The following is a 16,968-nucleotide window of genomic DNA, read 5'->3' on the forward strand; positions in this document are numbered from 1 at the left end:
GCGGTTGGAGACCGCATAACTAAAAAGATACTACTGTGAAATGGTTTGATATAACAATCGTTCATTTCCTTCCTGGTGGATATCTGTACCAGCATCCACAAACTGAATTCGGAAGGTATGATTCATAAATCGAGACTGAAGCTGATATTGCGCTATAGGCTGTGCCCCCCAGGAGTCCATCCCTCCAATACCCGTATGGCTATAGTCAATATGCAGGTAATTTTGTTCCGAAACGGGCACCTGGTGAATATAACGATAATCTCCGGCCAAGTCCGCCATTGCATAATGAGAGGCATTAAAATTTAAAGGATGTTTTTCCGCCACAAACATTAAACCGGATTGGTCTTGATCCACCATGGCGACATATCGAACGCCGGTATGATTGCCGAATTCCTGTGGCCTGCTGTAAGGGAAATCCACCTCATTGGTATTATACTGATAATAATCAACATAAGTACCTGCCTGTCTGTCCACATAATTCTCTTCCGGGCCTCTACCGTAATATTTCACCTGATTATAAGGCTTCTGCAGGGCAGTATAATAGCCAAATCTCGGCATAAATGGTGCATTCAAAATCCCTTTATAAAGGGTTTGTACTAAGACATCTCCATTCGCGTATACATCATAATTTTGGTTAATATGAGCATAGACGGAATCATTACTTACATATTTCAGCTTGGTCTGCACTTCCACAAAACCCTCCTGTTGCTTCCAGCTGATGTGATCGAGTTTGAATCGATTTTCCGGCGCATTCCATACCGCGGCATAGGCTTCCATATTCATTCCTCTGTCATTATCGGTGAAGGCGCGTGTTGTATTCAAGGACAGCGGTGCTGCCAAAACTTCTTTTCCCTGTTTTTTCAGGCTATTGATATAACCGGAAGACTTATCGATTGTCAACTGAAAGGACTGACCTTGGATCAGCAACTCATTAGGGTCATTGGAAACTGATAATGCCACCTGCTGCGGTACCTTTCTTAACTGTAATTGCCCCTCGGCAAAAGTTAGCTGCTCATTGGCATAAATATGATCTGATCCCAATACGCCTTGTGCCTGCTTTCTTTTTAAGCTCAGCATCAAATGAACCTCATGTGATCCGCGGATATTTTTCTTAGGACGGAAATTTACGCTGGTGCCCGCCCCTGCCGGGGTATTGGCCAATGGCAAACGTCCCTGCTCTAATACTTGTCCATCGCTTTTCAACTCATAAGCCAAATAAAAATCCTTCAGGTTGGTAAAATCAAAATTATTTTGAATTCGGATGCGGCTGCCCTGCTTTTCCCAGCTAATATCCACCGGCTGATAGACTTTTTTCACTTCTGTTAAGGCAGGATGCGGAATACGATCCGGACTCACCAACCCATTCATACAAAAGTTTCCATCTGAAGGTACGTTTTCAGGACCAAATTCTCCTCCGTACGCATAAAATTCCTGGCCATTCTCATCTTTGGTTTGCAATCCCTGATCGACCCAATCCCAGATGAATCCGCCCTGCAGCACATCATATTTCTTAAAAATTTCCCAGTAGTCACTTAGGTCTCCAGTAGAGTTCCCCATGGCGTGAGCGTACTCGCACATAACAAACGGAATACCCGGATTGGCTTGTGCGTAGGCTTCCGCCTCCCATGGACGATAATACATCGGAAAGAACACTTCTGTATTGCGTTCTAAATCCGCCTGCTCAAAAGCCACCACTCCTTTGGTCCCTACTTTTTCTTTCATCATGTCATAGCCGGTATAAAATACGGGGCCATTTCCACATTCATTACCCATAGACCAGAATACAATGGCCGACTGGTTTTTATCCCGCTCATACATACGCTCCATGCGATCCAGGTGAGCTGCTTCCCACTGTGGGAGGTAAGCAATATGGTTAAGGGTATCAAATGGTCCCTGCTTGATCGCGCCGAAGCCGTGCGTTTCGATATTGGCTTCATCACAGATATACAAACCATTGAGGAGACATAATTCATATATTTTTTCCGGCTGCGGATAGTGAGAAAATCTCACCGCATTGATGTTGTGGGTTTTCATCAGATCCAGGTCTTTTTGCATCGTGGCCTCATCCACATAGTGACCGGTAACCGGATGATGCTCATGGAGATTTACCCCACGAATGGTAATTTTTTGACCGTTGACTGTCAACAAGCCTGATTCAATGGCGACAGTACGGAAACCGATTTTTTGTCGGATCACCTCCGCCACCTGATTCTGCTCTCCCAACACTTCCAGTTTAAAATCATAAACATTAGGAAACTCAGCCGACCAGCCTTTAATGCCTTTTAAATTTACCTGATATTGTCCCAAGCCTTCTGTTAAAGCTACTTTTTGTTGGTGGACCACCTTCCCATTGTCAGTAATATTTATTACTACTGCCTTCGCTTTGGCACTACAAACACTTTTTAAATTCAAGGAGCCCGTTTGAGTCCCTGAATCAAAGGCAGTTTCTAATGCAAAATCTTTTAAATGCGCTGGCCCACGGAATAGCAAATATACTTCCCGATGGATACCACTCATGCGCCAAAAATCCTGATCCTCCAGATAACTACCATCTGAATATTTATATACTTCAACCGAAAGGTTGTTTTTTCCCGCTCGTAAATATTCGGTTACATCAAATTCAGCCGGCGTTTTACTCCCCTGACTGTACCCTACCTTTTCGCCATTAACCCAAAGGTAAAATGCGGAGGCAACACCGCCAAAATGCAATATCACTTGCTCGCCTTCCTGTACGGCCGGCAGCTCAAAGGAACGCTTATACGAACCCACCGGATTAACAGCAGGATCCACAATCCCTGCACTGCTTTTTTCTATAGGATACTGCACATTAGTATAGACAGGATAACCAAAGCCTTGTACCTCAATACTGCCCGGAACAGTAATTTTATCCCAATCCTCCAGAGAAAAATCTTCCTGATAAAAGTTGACAGGACGGACATCCGGTGTTTCGGAGAATTTGAAGTCCCATTCCCCGTCTAAAGAAAATACCTTCGAGGAGCCCTGCGAGGCTTCATCTGAAGCACCATAAGGAATGAAATAAGCATGAGCCGGTAATTTATTAATTCCAAAAACCTCTGGCTTTTGCCATTCAGCCAGGTTCGAGGAGTCCTGATTTTGGTCTTGTTGTCCTCCGACAAAAGAGGAGCAGGCCGTAATGGCCATAAAGAAAGTAAAAAGAGGCAAGTAAAAAATCCGCATTGATGATGATTTAAAAAAGATCAAAAATTAATGAATGCCTTACATGCTTATGGATTTTCATCCTGCATGTTGTATTTACTAAACACGCATGACTAAACTCACCCTACTCCAAAATTAATTTTTTTTAAAATAATTTAATCAAAAGATTAACACCTCTCGATCCATCACCATAAATACTTGTTATTGAGTGCATTATAATTCAATATGATTTTAAAAAAAACGATATAATCAGATAAATTTAACTGATCATGGCGATCTGAATTACAAAGAGAGGAAGAGATTATCGTTATGTTAAATACTTTTTTTATAAAAATCAGCCCTTGCGCGATTGGTTACAAAACGAGTCTTTCGCGTAAATATTTAATCCGGATGATTTCATGCTTATTACGGATGATTCTTGCTTAAGTCCTCCTTTAGCTGCCAGGCAGAAAAAATGAAGGGATTTTTCCTATTTCGACTTTTCTCCAAAGAAACAGATGAATGAAGAGAAAGCAATCCTACCCCAATTTGGGCTATCAGAAATTTGGCAGACCTAATATCAACTAATTGAAAATAACCATCTTATGATAAATTCTGAAACTAGCGGTGAATAATTCGGCTTAAATCCTCATTTATCAGCAGGACGGGAAAAAATGAAGATATAAATCCCTATTGGAGGTTTTCCGGAAACAAGCAAGGGAAGGAACAGCAAGTTGGCTCAGCCAAACAGGGCAATTAAAAAATCAGAGAACAAGTCGTATTACCCTGATATTGAATATCTTCTCGAGTTCCGCTGAATCTAGCCATATATTATTCGGCCAAATACAGCGCCTTTAAGGATGAATCACGGCATCTATCACTTAGGAAAGGAAGGTGGATAAAAACCAAATGGCACTATAAAAACCCGCTAATTTTAAGCGCAACAATTTCAAGGCTTTGGAAATTCGTGCCTCTACGGTTTTTACACTGACATCTAAAGCCTGGGCAATTTCGGCATATTTCAAGCCTTCCTCACGGCTCATCATGAAAGTCACCTTTTGCTCTTCAGGCATGCTTTTCAAAACTTGAGCATAACGATTACGCAGTTCATCAAATTCCCCCACATTTTCGCCTAAGCTTTGAAGGGAAAAAATCTTCATTTCTGCTTCTATTAACTGCCAGTCTTCCTGTGGAATGAAATGTTTATTGTCCCGTATAAAATTGAGGGCTTTATTTCTACCAATTGTGAACAACAAATTGCGTAGATTACTATCCTCCTTTAGCTTCTCTTTGTACTCCCATAATTTAATAAAGGTATCCTGCACAATATTTTCCGTATCTTCAGAACGGTCGACATATTGTCCAACAAAACTGAGCAACATATCATAATAGGCCAAATACAGGCGATTGAATTCTGCTTTGTCTCCGTTGCGGATAAGGTTCAAATTGGGTTTGTAATTATTCTTCACAAGCTAAAAAAAATAGTGCAATATAGATTCCCATCAATTAATTATGAGAAGAAACTCACTTCCATGTTCAATATTCCAAATTCTAATAAAAATTACAAAGGAAAGCCCTATTTAAATTAATTGATCGAGGAGCCCGCTTAAACCACCTTCATAAATCGATTTTTAATACTATTTTTTAGCAAAAAAACAATAACACCCCATTCTTTCCTATGAGGTCTTAGTTAAGAGCGTAATTAAAAGCACATCTTCCGGCTGTAAATTCGAATTATTGGAAGCGATTTTGGATACTTTCTCATCAATAGCGATAATATGCTCTCAAAATAATCGGCTATCGCTTCTGCAATATGCAAATTTTCCCTGCGAATTTTGGCTTTTAAAAACGCGCTAAGCCGGATTATTCATGTTTAAATAATTCGGCTTAATTATCCTCTCTCCCCCTCTACACCGGAATAGTCGGACAATGCACCAAAACGCCCTGATGAAAAGGATTCATTTTTAACACCTTTTCAAAATTATCCGCAGCAATTTTTTCACTACCAAGTCCTAAATAACCCAACGCCATTAGGAAGTAGGCCTGTTGCTCGTGACGCTTCTGCATATCCTCTTCAAAGATCAGCAGGTCCGGAAGAGAAACGGCGAAGTAGTCCATTTCAAATGGGATGAACAGTTGCTTTTCGCCATACTTGACCAATTTGTTGTATCGGCCACGCGCTTCGTCATGTCTGCCCAACTTCTCCAGTGCCAATCCCTGATAGTAGATTTTGTCTGGCTGCTGGTCATTGTAATACAAGGCTGCCGTTGGTTCGGATTGTCCGATGGTCGCCATTTCGAAGTATTGCTTCGCCATCTCTTTATCGCCAAGCCCTTCGTAGGCAACACCCATCCAGAAATGGATGTCATTTTCCTGAGCACCCGGAAGCTTTCCTTCTCCCAGATTATGAGGATAATACTCCGTTGCCTTCAGGTGATCAATTGCTTTTTCAAACAGGCCAGCTGCAATCGCTTCTTTTGCCAATTCGATATGTGCGTACAGGTATTGGCCGGTCACTTTACCTTCGCCACCTTCCCATGGGTGGAACTGGCGTGCCATGATCAACTCCAATGCTTTGGCACACTCTCCTTTAAGGTTCAGCAAAGTTGCTCGCTCTAGGTACAAGTCATCACGGAAATTGACTGCCTCCAGATTGGCTTCTAATACAGACAAGCGGAAGTCCAGGCTGTCGCCCATTTTCTTGTACAGCTGATCCAACTCCATCAGGATTCTGGCGTCTGTTTTGTCTAGCTCATAAGCCGTTTCCAAAGAAACACGTGCTTTTTGCGGGTCATTTTGCTTGTTATAATAAGCCAAGGCCAGGTTACGGTGTACCGTTGGGAAGGAAGCATCCAAGTCTCTTGAGGTCTCCCAGCAAGTCACGGCATTGTCATACTGACGTGCCCCGTACCAGAAATTACCGGCATAGTAGTGTGCTTTGCTATCTGTTGGGTTCACTGACATGGCATATTGCAGGGCAATCAACTCTTCCAGTTTATTAGGGAAACAGTACTCCGGATCCATCTTAGCGGCTAATTCCAATGAAGCCAGGGCTTCAGCGTCTGCACCCATCAAATGATGGTAGTATCCATGGAAATATTGCGCCATTGGATAAACATTTGATTTATCGTTCAGGTGGATATTGATAAAGTCAATTGCTTCCTGATAGAAACCAGCTTGTGCATAATCCAAAGAGAACTCGATGAAGTTGTGTACATAGTCACGCATCAACTCTTTAAGCTCCGAAAAGATCGTCTCGTCTTTGGTGATCAAGTACTTTTCGTAGATCGCTCCAAAGTTGAATTGATCCATTTTCAAGCTCTCTTCAATAAGTGCCGAAGCCTCCTCAATGCGGTTGGCACGACGCAACAACATGATCTTCAGGTGACGCGCTTTTTGGTTTACCCAGTTGCGGATCAAAGAACGCTCTACCAAATCCAATGCTTTGATGTCATTGCCGTTAATAGCATCGATCTGTGCGCAGTGGAAGAAGCCTGAATCCTGCCATGCCCCGTTCCAGGTAGATTTGAAGAAGTGATCATAAGCCTCTTTCAACTCCCCTTTGTAGCGTAAGCAAAGTCCTAAATTATAAAGCGGCTCTCCATCATAAGGGTTCGGGTTGCGCTCCGTCAGGGTTTCGATCGCTTTTCGGAAGAAAGGCTCCGCCAAAGCAAACTGACCGCGCTTCATATACCACGCGCCCATGGCATTATTACATCTTACATCGCTTGGCTCACGCTTCAGTCCTTCCATATAGTAATCTACCGGATTGAAAGTAGCATGGCGGTATTGCTCCAGGTGCAAACCACGAAGGTACAATTGCTCAACAGAGTTGATCTCTTCGGGCTTTTTCGCCGCTTTGGCAGCATCAGGAATCGGCTTCAATTCGGTAGGAGCGGTTTGCCACTCTACGATTGCGTTGCCTTTTTCATCCAGAATCGCCAAATAGCAATCCTCCATATTGATCTCTGCCGATAATTTGTGCTCGAAGCTCATCTCTGGATTCATATCCACGCGCGTTTCGAAAAGCACTTTACCATTAGATTTCAAACAAATGGTAGCATTCGGGAAGATACCTGTTGTGTAAGCTTTCACTACATATTCATCACCCTCAGCTTCCAAATTCACCATACCATCTTTAGTGGCATTTTTCACCACACCCAAGTCACGGTAAGGCATGAAGTATTGTTTGAAGCTCTTCTCTTCAAATGGCTGTAGCCAAGTGAAATCCGGTTGGTTATCGGTATAAACCCCACACATCAATTCGATGTACGGACCATCCTCATCGGTCAGGTTTCTATCCCAGGCCTGGCCAAAATCACCATGTCCCCAAGTCCACTGTTTTTTACCCGGCGATTGGTGGTGATCCGCTACGTGAAGCAATCCACCCTGAGAATCATTTTCAAAACCACCAACAAAGTCATGCTCAGACTTAATGGCCATATAACTTGTTGGTACCGGAACATTCTTATATTTAGAAATATCTACTCCGGCAGAGTAATCTACCTTATAGTATTCTCCTGTAGCAATCGGGAAACTGGATACATCGCGCTTACCGTGGTCAAATACTGCATTTACATCTGGTGGGAAAACTGATTGGTAATCATCGTTCACCTTCACTGCAGGGTTGGCCCACCAAAGGAAGGTTTGCGGGTGGTTGGTACGGTTAAATAATTTAACCTTAATCTCTAAATAGGCTTTGTCCGGATGAAGCGTAAAACCAGCCATACCTTTGGTACGGAACATACGCTCTACCTCGCTACACCAAACAGTTACACTACCATCCTCATTGTATTCAATCTTGGAATCTACCGGATCGTAAGTAGACGGACGGTGGTGCTGCGGCCAGTTGAATTCAATACCACCCGAAATCCACGGACCGGTCAATCCTACCAACGCAGGCTTAATCACCTGATTGTAATAAACAAAATGACGCTCTTTGGTCTTATCGTAAGCCATTTGCACACGACCACCCAACTCGGGCAAGATCATGATTTTAATGAAGTCATTCTCTAGATAAACGGCATTCCACACCTTATCCTCCTTCTCGTCCATAATCTTCTCGATTACGGGGTGAGGATAAACAACTCCACTACTACCCTGATAAACGCGTTTCTCTAAAAAAATCGGATTTTTCTCGGGCTTACCAATTCCATAAGTCGGAATGGTTACCGCTTCATGCCAGGCTTTAACTGGTGATTTCATAAGCAAAAAATATTTGGTGTAGGGGGAGGTGAAATCCCCCCTATTTATGTTCTAAAATTGTGTTTTATACTTTTGTCAAGACAGGCTTTTCGGCGCCCGTAAGTTCCTCTTCGATCTCCTCCAGTGACTTTCCTTTAGTCTCAGGAAGCTTTGCCTGGATGAAGACAAAACCAAGCCCACAAATGATTCCATACAACCAGAAAGTACCGGATGCTCCAAAGGAGGAGTTAAGAATCGGGAAGGTATAGGTCAGTAAAAAGCTGGAGATCCACAAAGAGGCTGTCGCTACTGACATGGCTGCTCCACGAACTTTATTCGGGAAAATTTCCGATAGGATTACCCAGGTGAGCGGCGCCAGCGTCATGGCGTAGCAGGCAATGGCTAACACCACCAATACCAGTAGCAACACACCGGAAACTTCCATATAATAGGCTGCACCAATCAAAAGATATATCGCCATCAAGGACACTGCACCTATTTTCATCAATACTCTTCTTCCTAATTTATCCACCGTGAAGATGGCCGCAAAGGTAAATACCAGGTTCACGCTACCGGTAATCACGATATTCATCAACGTATCGGATACTCCATAGCCGGCCGCTTTAAAGATCTCATCTGCATAATTGAATATCACATTGATGCCGCACCACTGTTGGAAGGCAGCCAGTACAATACCAATAATCAGTACGTTTCTCATTTTCGGATGAAGCAATGAAATATTACTTCCCGAAGTGGCAGAGGATTTTAGCGCCTGTTGAATATTCTCAAACTCACTATCCGCATAGCTTTTGCCGCCAATTTTCTCCAGAATAGCTCTGACTTTGCTGCTATCTCCCTTTTGCGCCAACCATCTCGGGCTTTCCGGTACAAAATACATTAATAAGAAAAATAACAATGCCGGAATCGTTTCTGCCCAAAACATCCATCGCCAGCCCATCTGGCCATTCCATGAATTAACAATTTCTAAGTCTGTGGCACCTGCCGCTACAGGCTCTGCAATTTGCCAATTGGCGATCTGCGCGGCCAAAATACCGATCACGATCGTCAGTTGATTTAAAGATACAAATCGACCTCTCAAACTTCCCGGAGAAATCTCCGCAATATACATAGGAGAAAGATTTGAAGCCAAACCAATTCCAATACCTCCTAATATGCGATAGAAAATAAATAAGTTATAGTGATCAGTAGCTCCGGTTCCTACGGCTGATAGCGTAAAAAGAAAAGCCGAGAAGATCAGTAATTTCTTACGACCATATTTATCACTTAAAGCGCCGGATATCATGGCGCCCAAAAGGCAACCGATCAAAGCACAACTCATCGTCCAACCTTGTAAAAAAGGAGAATTGGCGATCTCAAAAAATCGTTCATAGAAAGGCTTCGCCCCACCAATCACAACCCAGTCATATCCAAACAGTAAGCCCCCCAAAGCCGAGACCATTGAAATAGATAAAAGGTACTTAGTATTAAAAAATGATTTTCCCATAGACTTAAAAAGTAAATTTTAGGGTGAAATAGGATCGATAAAAAAGACCCTTCTCGTGAACCCTTACAAATTAAGGGCGTCCTCAATAAAATAGAAATGGAAAATTAGCGTCAATAGCTGGAGAATATCACTATTTGGAAAGGAGAATAGAGCCAGAATCAATCAATATTATATTCCAATTAAATTAGGGTGTATTTATTATTACTTCTAACTTTTAAGCATAAACACCCTTACATTTTTAAATAAATGAAAAAATCAGACGGTTTTAAGGATCAAAGGACCATCATTATCCCCGATTATATTTTATCAAAACTAGAGAATGATACTTTTCATGGGAATTTGTACCTCACTGATATAGGCTACTATCCTGCTGCCCGGAATCACTACAGGTCAAGAAAAGAGGGCTGCCCTCAATATATCCTCCTGTATTGCATAAAAGGTAAAGGTTGGATTGAAATCTATAATAAACGAATGATTATCAACGAGAACCAATACTTTATAATCCCTCCCAACACACCACATCAATATGGAGCGGATGAAAAACAACCCTGGAGCTTATATTGGGCACATTTCGCAGGTAAAAATGCTCCTTTTTATACCAGAGAACTGGATAAAGCGGATTCAATATCCACCAGTGAGGTAGATCGTATCAAATATCGGCTGGAAATCTTTAATGAGATCATCGCGAACCTGGAAATGGGTTTTAGCGAAAACACGATTGGCTATTGCAATATTTTGTTTGGATACTTTCTGGCCACCTTCAAGTACCTGGAACAATTCCGGCATATCAGAACTTCCAAAGCAGGAGATATGATTGGGGAGAGTATTATCTATATGAAAAATAATAGGAAGCGCAAAATTTCACTGGACGAACTGGCTGAAAATGCCTGCCTTTCCCCTTCTTATTATTCCTCGGAATTTAAGCGCAAAACGGGAAAAACACCCATTGATTATTTGACTCATTTACGAATTCAGGAAGCTTGCCAATTGTTAGATCATACCTCTCTGAGAATAAAAGAAATATCCAATAAAGTGGGATTTGAGGATCCATTCTATTTTTCAAGGGTGTTTAAAAATGTGATGGGCTTATCACCAAAAGAATATCGAAAGCACCCTAAGGGTTAAGCCAAAATATGCATGCATCAATCCTTTTTGAGCTAAAAGACGGAAAAAACTCGAAATAGGAAATTATTCCTTCATTTTTTCCGCCTGACAGCTAAAGGAGGAATTAAGTATGAATTATCCGGGTTAACGTATTTTCTAGTACAAATCCATATCAAATTGATGCTTTTCCGCTGCCCAAACTTTTATCCCCTTTTCTAATAAATAATACTTTTCTTCTTCTTTACCGATCTGAGAGATCAGGTACCTACCAAACCATTTTTGCGCATTTTCTCCCGGAGCTCCGGATTCCCATTCAGATAAAAACTTACGCTCATAAGCGGAGGCCTCCTTTTCCAAAAATCTTAAATATTTGGTCATAAAACGCAAAGAATTAGAAGAATTCAGATAACTCAGGCGTACCTCATCATACCATTGGTTATATTGAGACTCCAAGGCTTGCTTTTGTTGCTCCCACAATTTTTTATTTCCTTTTTCTTGAGACTCTTCCTTTTTTCGCTGAATATAAGCCTCTTGTGCCTGATCTGCAGAGGAAAAAGATAAGGTGCCCTGCTTTTGATTATTTGCGGAGGCGAAATCCTTCTCCACTGCCTTTTCAAAATAGTTTAAAGGAAGTTTAATATTTTTCTTTTTCAGCATATACTCCAGATTGGCATTCAATCGGTCTACCGGATAGCTTTCAATAATCGCATCCACTCGCTTGCGAATGTCCTCCAATAATTTTTCATTTTTAAAAGCACTCAGACCAGTGATTTTCGATATGAGACGATCGCGATAAGAATCCTCCAGATAAACCGGGTCATTTTCCCCCTCCCCTTTTAAATAAAAAGTAAACTCTAGTGAAGTGATGGCACGCCCCGTCTTTTTCGGACTCATCCGTTCAATAAACAAATCACTATTCGTATTGCCATTAATATCTTCAATCGAGGGCACCAAAACCCTTCGATTCATTTCCACCCACTTGACCGGATGCACCTTAATGCCATGTACTTCAATCATTGGTTTTTTTCGATCCTGATAGGAGCCGGGACATAACACCTGCGCTAATTCATTCAAATCAAATAACACCGTGGCCACTCCATCCTTTTTATTTCGAAAAGCGTGAGAACGCAAAAATTCATAAAGGGAATGACTATAACTGTGTTTAAGGTCAAATGTGCGACTGGCTTTATATTGGATGTACCCGCCAATTTCAATAGCTTGCGAAGGAATAACATGCTGAATCAATTCTCCTGCTACCTGAATATCTACAATGCTTCGATTTTTCTTCAGATCATCCTCTCCCAAAATTTTGGGAAAAGCCGAAACACTACTCCAGCGAATGGTGCCGTCAGGTAAAACCTGCTTCATTCGTAAAAGAAAACTGGGCAAGTCCGAGATGGACTTGACATATTTGGCATAATCTGTCCCCCCAAGTCGGGAGGATTTGATGACATCTTGTATATGTAAACGCACCACTACATCGGCCACCTTATTTCCAGTATCCACAGATCTGACAATTTTTCCCTCTCGGATAAGCTCAGAAATTTTGTTAAAAGCCCTTTGTTGAAATAAATTGAGGGAATAGCGCTTTCCTGCCTGAACAATTCTGTTAGATTTGGAAATGTAAAAGTCTACTGTTGATGTATTTGAGTCCACACTAAAAAATGTTTATAATGCTAAATCATTGGTTAATTACGGGACATTTGGGCATATATAAAAGGAAAACGTAAAATTAATTTAGGGACATTTGTACATGTTTAGTGATTTTTACTCAATAAGGGGAAAAAGTAGATGCTGAATCGGTGCTTTTAACATCATTAGTGCATTCAATTACGGGACAAATGTACATTTCCAGCCAAATACGGTACATTTGTACATCTATTTAGGCAATTCATACACCTTTAAACGGTAAATTGTACATATCTTGACGGTAAGCTGTACATGCTCATCGGGACTTTTGTACATACTTTACGGTACAGAAGTACATATTTAGTGACCTAACTCCTTGGTATTTAGCGTGTTTCGAGCTTCTTAATATTAAATAAAGGTTTTAAAACTAAACTAGTATAACGTCTTGTCAGGAATTTATAATATTATCATGTTGACATATCATTTAAAAATGATAAAGAGAGAAGATTATCTGAATTAAGTATGTTAAAAGCACCGAATAAACAGCGCGAACTATGTACAAAGCACCGATTTCTGTCATTTTGGTGCATTTTCGAACAATTTTTCGCTAGCAAATTCATTTTGTTACTTTAATTTCTAACAAATTGATATGGAAATGGAGTATGTACAAAGCACCGATTTTTATTCGTCTATTATCGGTGCTTTGTACATACTTCACTTTACTCACGAGGAGTTCACTTATTTTTTTCAAAAATAATTGAATTTATCGGGTCAATCAGTTCTTATTTTAGACAAAACTAACCTCAAATTGTAAAAATTAAGGCTTTAGTCAATAAAAATTGAAAAAAAGGATTGATATTCATTAAATCTTGAATACCTTTAGCCTATCGTATCCAAGGGCTTAAAGGAATTATTATGAATAACGACCAAATCCGGCTATTTTTTAAAAATAACCCGGCATTAAACCTTAAACAAATAGAAATTGAAGCCGGCATTCCCACCACCTATTTAAGTAAGGCGATGAAGGGCCGGGAATTATCCGATGAACATATCAATAAATTGGCTCCGGTATTGAGGAAATATGGATTTTCTAATGATTCAGGAGCTAAAATTATTGCTATATACAATCACAAGGGAGGTGTTGGCAAAACCACGACCTCTGTTAATCTTTCAGTAGGACTCGCCAATGCCGGACAAAGGGTATTGCTTGTAGATTTTGATCCGCAAGCTAACGCTACTCAGCATTTTGGATTTAAGGGAGAAAGTCGTTTAAGTAATACCATTCGAAATGTGCTCACCTTCGAGGAGGCGCATAATTTGCCTATTAGTCAATGTACTTATCAGGTGTATGAGGATTTGGAAAATTTTCACCTTGTACCTTCTGAATTAGCAGTGACCAAACTTGCGCGAGATCTTTCTTTAAGACAAATTCCGGGAATGGAACGCCTGGCGAAAGTGTTAAATATGGTACGGGAACAATATGATTATATTATTATTGATACCCCACCAAATATGGATATTCTGGTTACGAATGCCATGGTCGCGGCGAGTTCGGTGGTGGTTCCGGTAATTCCGGATTCCCTTCCCTATGAAGGACTTTCGGATGCGATTGAATTTATTCGGGATGAGACGACCATGAGATTAAATCCGGGGATATCTGTAGAGGGGATTTTATTGACTATGGTAAAAGGTAACACCGCACTGCATCAGTCCATAGAGGAAAAAATTCGCGAGGAATTTAATCGGTATAGGGTTTTCGAAACCAAAATTCGTAATACAATTTCTTTGAGTGAAGCTTCCGAGGTGGGAGAAGATATTTATTCATACTCTCCTCGTAGTAATGCGGCTAAAGATTATAAATCATTTACAGAGGAGGTATTGAATGGCTAAGAAACAGATTAAATCAGGAAGAGGAAGAAGGGCGGTTGCCATAAATCCGGTTCAGGAAAGTACCGTCGTTAAAAGTGTACAAAGCACCGAAAATACGGAAGCGGTAAACGAACCACGTTTAGACGATTACGCCATTAAGGATGAAATTAAGGCGCATATTCAGGGTCGGGATCGTTATTTGTCCGGCATACAGTTTACGTCTTTTGACGATCCGATGATAAAGATTCATCCGGAATTGCAGCGGTTGATACCAGCTTTGACTCTCGCAGAAAGAGAGAAGCTAAGCGGGAGTATAGCGCAGGAAGGAATTCGCGAGCCGGTATTAATATGGAAAATGCCAGAGAACGGTACTTTCTACATTATTGATGGCCATAACCGTTGGCAGGTTGCACGCGCATTAAAGGTGATGGAAATCCCTTATCGTGAAATGAAATTCCCTGATTTAGAGGCGGTGAAACAGTACATGATTGACCTTCAAATGGGAAAGCGGAACTTGGTCAAATGGCAAGTCTCCTATTTTCGAGGCATGAAATATGAAAGATTAAAAGGGCAACACGGAGGAAAAAGGTCAAATCAGGAAGTTGGAGGGCGCTATGCCGAGCAGCTTGCCGACGAATTTGGTGTGAGTGCGATGACGATTTTAAGGGATGGAAAATTTTATCGAGGGGTCCAAAATTTACCCGAAGAGGTAAAAGACCGTTTTCTAGCCCGAATATTGGTTGCTAATAAAGCCTCGGTCGAAAAACTCGGTGCTTTTAACACAGTTGTGGAAAAAGAGTTGCTTTTCGGTGCTTTTAACATAGATGAGGATAACGCCAGTCCGGAGGATAAAAGCTGGTTTATTAACTACTTCGCTAAACCTAAAGAAAGCCTCTCCCCTAGCCCATTTAATTTAAACGACTTTAAGAAAAAGGAAAGAGCAAAAGTTATCAGACTAGCTAAAAAAGTGGATGCCGATACGAAAATTGAGGTTATCAATTTTTATCAATCACTACTAGAAGAGCTAAAAAATTATTAAGCTTTAAGCACCCATTAGGGTGCTTTTTTTTTAAGGATACCATAAGTTTCAATTCCATTCCGATAGCATAATAGCCCTCTGGATGTATTTGGTTATACGGATTTTACGAATACAGATTGGAATTATTTAATTTTTTACTTCGGTTTTAGAATAGTTCCTTTTTAAAATGAAGAGGTGGCTGTTCTAATATTCGACTGTTAGGGACCTATTCACGCTTATTTTTTATTTCAATTTTTTGTATAATAAATTATAATCTTTCCTCCTGAAAATTAATTAAAGTAAAGGTCTTTTGTTGACCATAGTCTGTCTCTAAGGGAGGAACGGTTTTTATTACGATCTATGTTAAAAGCACCGAAAATTGAATTACTAAATTCATTTTTTTTCGCTTTCCCATCTCACGGTTCATCCTGCTATGTCTGAGCGAAAGTCAATTATTCTTTTTCTGAAGCAGCTATAATTCCAACGGTGTTTTGTACATCATTATAAACTATCAAGAGATCTTCGCCTTTTCGCTGTTATATTTTAAGTGGATATTCTATTTACAATCGAAAAGAGTACCAATAAGCGAATAATGGGGTGCCTCAAACCTTTTATTGTCAGTTTTGAAATTTTTGCTATCGTTCCTTTAGGATAGGCTTTTCGTTATTAATTACCTGATCTGCTTTAATCTGATTTAATTATGCGCAATTTCCCTTTAACAGGAAGGTGGGAAAAATGAAGGAAGAGTCGCTTATTTTAAGTTTTTCCAACAAAGTAGATGAATATGGGAAAAAGCTTCGCCCAATTGGGGCTACTATTAAATTAGAAAACACAATCCTATTAAATTGGATATAATTCACTTAAGTGTAGTTTCTGAATTTAACGGAGAATAATTTGGGTTAAGATTCTTTAAGGTCGGAGCCTGTGGACATTTAAGAATAAATTACCGTCTACCTCTACCCTTTTGTTTGTTTTGTATGGTCCCCCCCATTCCTATATTGTTTTGACCCACTGCGCAATTTTTGACTCGAATTATTTTCCGATCGGTTGAAATTTACGCTGAGGGCTCTTAGGTCAGATTGATGATATTGATTTTGCCGATTTGCAAATCACTCAAATTTGAGAACGCTGTTTCTCCTCATTTAAATGCTTCGTTGGAACATCTGGTGCTAGCAAACTATTTCTTTATTTACCAGCAAGCTAAATGAATATTTAGATCAACATTTATATGATTTATAAATTGTGTTATTTCTCCTTATTAGTTCGTTTCCATAATACGGAAATCTACTTCTGAGAAATGAAATTCACTTTTACCTTACGAATAAGCTTTTTTATTTCCTGCTCGTATTTTATCAATTGTCAAATATTTATAATGGGAATTAAATAGTACCATTGACATCAAATGCGAATTATTGGAATTGATTTGAGATAAGATTTTTATAATAGCGATGCTACAATCTCCCTACTGTCTCATTTCTGCAATACTTTAAATTGTCATTAGGTA

The 16,968-nt window shown here is 40.4% G+C and carries 8 protein-coding genes; 3 read left to right on the forward strand and 5 right to left on the reverse strand.

The genetic code is table 11. The features are described from left to right. Positions 1-30: 30 nt before the first annotated feature. From AAA970_RS24320 to AAA970_RS24335, 4 genes are all read right to left on the reverse strand, one after another. The gene (locus AAA970_RS24320) at positions 31-3,198 is read right to left on the reverse strand and encodes a glycoside hydrolase family 2 TIM barrel-domain containing protein (protein WP_338239500.1); all 3,168 of its coding nucleotides are present in this window, start codon (positions 3,196-3,198) and stop codon (positions 31-33) included. Positions 3,199-4,037: 839 nt separating this feature from the next. Beyond that, the gene (locus AAA970_RS24325; protein WP_338239501.1) at positions 4,038-4,625 is read right to left on the reverse strand and encodes an RNA polymerase sigma-70 factor; all 588 of its coding nucleotides are present in this window, start codon (positions 4,623-4,625) and stop codon (positions 4,038-4,040) included. Positions 4,626-5,064: 439 nt separating this feature from the next. Then, positions 5,065-8,361: a DUF5107 domain-containing protein gene (locus AAA970_RS24330; protein ID WP_338239502.1), complete on the reverse strand. Its 3,297-nt coding sequence runs from the start codon at positions 8,359-8,361 to the stop codon at positions 5,065-5,067. A gap of 64 nt (positions 8,362-8,425) precedes the next feature. Then, on the reverse strand, positions 8,426-9,844 hold the full coding sequence (locus tag AAA970_RS24335) for a sugar porter family MFS transporter (RefSeq protein ID WP_338239503.1): 1,419 nt from the start codon (positions 9,842-9,844) through the stop codon (positions 8,426-8,428). A gap of 246 nt (positions 9,845-10,090) precedes the next feature. Here AAA970_RS24335 and AAA970_RS24340 point away from each other — a divergent pair, with 246 nt between their 5' ends. After that, positions 10,091-10,969 carry an AraC family transcriptional regulator gene (locus AAA970_RS24340; protein ID WP_338239504.1) on the forward strand — a complete coding sequence of 293 codons (879 nt, stop codon included), beginning with the start codon at positions 10,091-10,093 and terminating at the stop codon, positions 10,967-10,969. Between the two features lie 135 nt (positions 10,970-11,104). Here the strand turns inward: AAA970_RS24340 and AAA970_RS24345 are convergent, their stop codons facing one another. Next, the gene (locus AAA970_RS24345; protein WP_338239505.1) at positions 11,105-12,604 is read right to left on the reverse strand and encodes a replication initiation protein; all 1,500 of its coding nucleotides are present in this window, start codon (positions 12,602-12,604) and stop codon (positions 11,105-11,107) included. 888 nt (positions 12,605-13,492) lie between these two features. Here AAA970_RS24345 and AAA970_RS24350 point away from each other — a divergent pair. Both AAA970_RS24350 and AAA970_RS24355 read left to right on the forward strand, forming a co-directional pair. Next, positions 13,493-14,467, forward strand: a complete 975-nt coding sequence (locus AAA970_RS24350) for a ParA family protein (protein ID WP_338239506.1) — start codon at positions 13,493-13,495, stop codon at positions 14,465-14,467. Beyond that, complete coding sequence (locus AAA970_RS24355; protein ID WP_338239508.1) at positions 14,460-15,485, forward strand: ParB/RepB/Spo0J family partition protein; 1,026 nt, start codon at positions 14,460-14,462, stop codon at positions 15,483-15,485. Before AAA970_RS24350 ends, AAA970_RS24355 begins: the two co-directional genes overlap by 8 nt. Positions 15,486-16,968 lie beyond the last annotated feature (1,483 nt).

The sequence above is a fragment of the Persicobacter diffluens genome, assembly GCF_036244895.1.
GTDB lineage: Bacteria > Bacteroidota > Bacteroidia > Cytophagales > Cyclobacteriaceae > Persicobacter > Persicobacter diffluens.

Bases quoted from the DNA above. Each gene is read 5' to 3' on its own strand.
- AAA970_RS24355 (WP_338239508.1), top strand. From the start codon at position 14,460: ATGGCTAAGAAACAGATTAAATCAGGAAGAGGAAGAAGGGCGGTTGCC.
- AAA970_RS24350 (WP_338239506.1), top strand. From the start codon at position 13,493: ATGAATAACGACCAAATCCGGCTATTTTTTAAAAATAACCCGGCATTA.
- AAA970_RS24320 (WP_338239500.1), bottom strand. From the start codon at position 3,198: ATGCGGATTTTTTACTTGCCTCTTTTTACTTTCTTTATGGCCATTACG.
- AAA970_RS24335 (WP_338239503.1), bottom strand. From the start codon at position 9,844: ATGGGAAAATCATTTTTTAATACTAAGTACCTTTTATCTATTTCAATG.
- AAA970_RS24330 (WP_338239502.1), bottom strand. From the start codon at position 8,361: ATGAAATCACCAGTTAAAGCCTGGCATGAAGCGGTAACCATTCCGACT.
- AAA970_RS24340 (WP_338239504.1), top strand. From the start codon at position 10,091: ATGAAAAAATCAGACGGTTTTAAGGATCAAAGGACCATCATTATCCCC.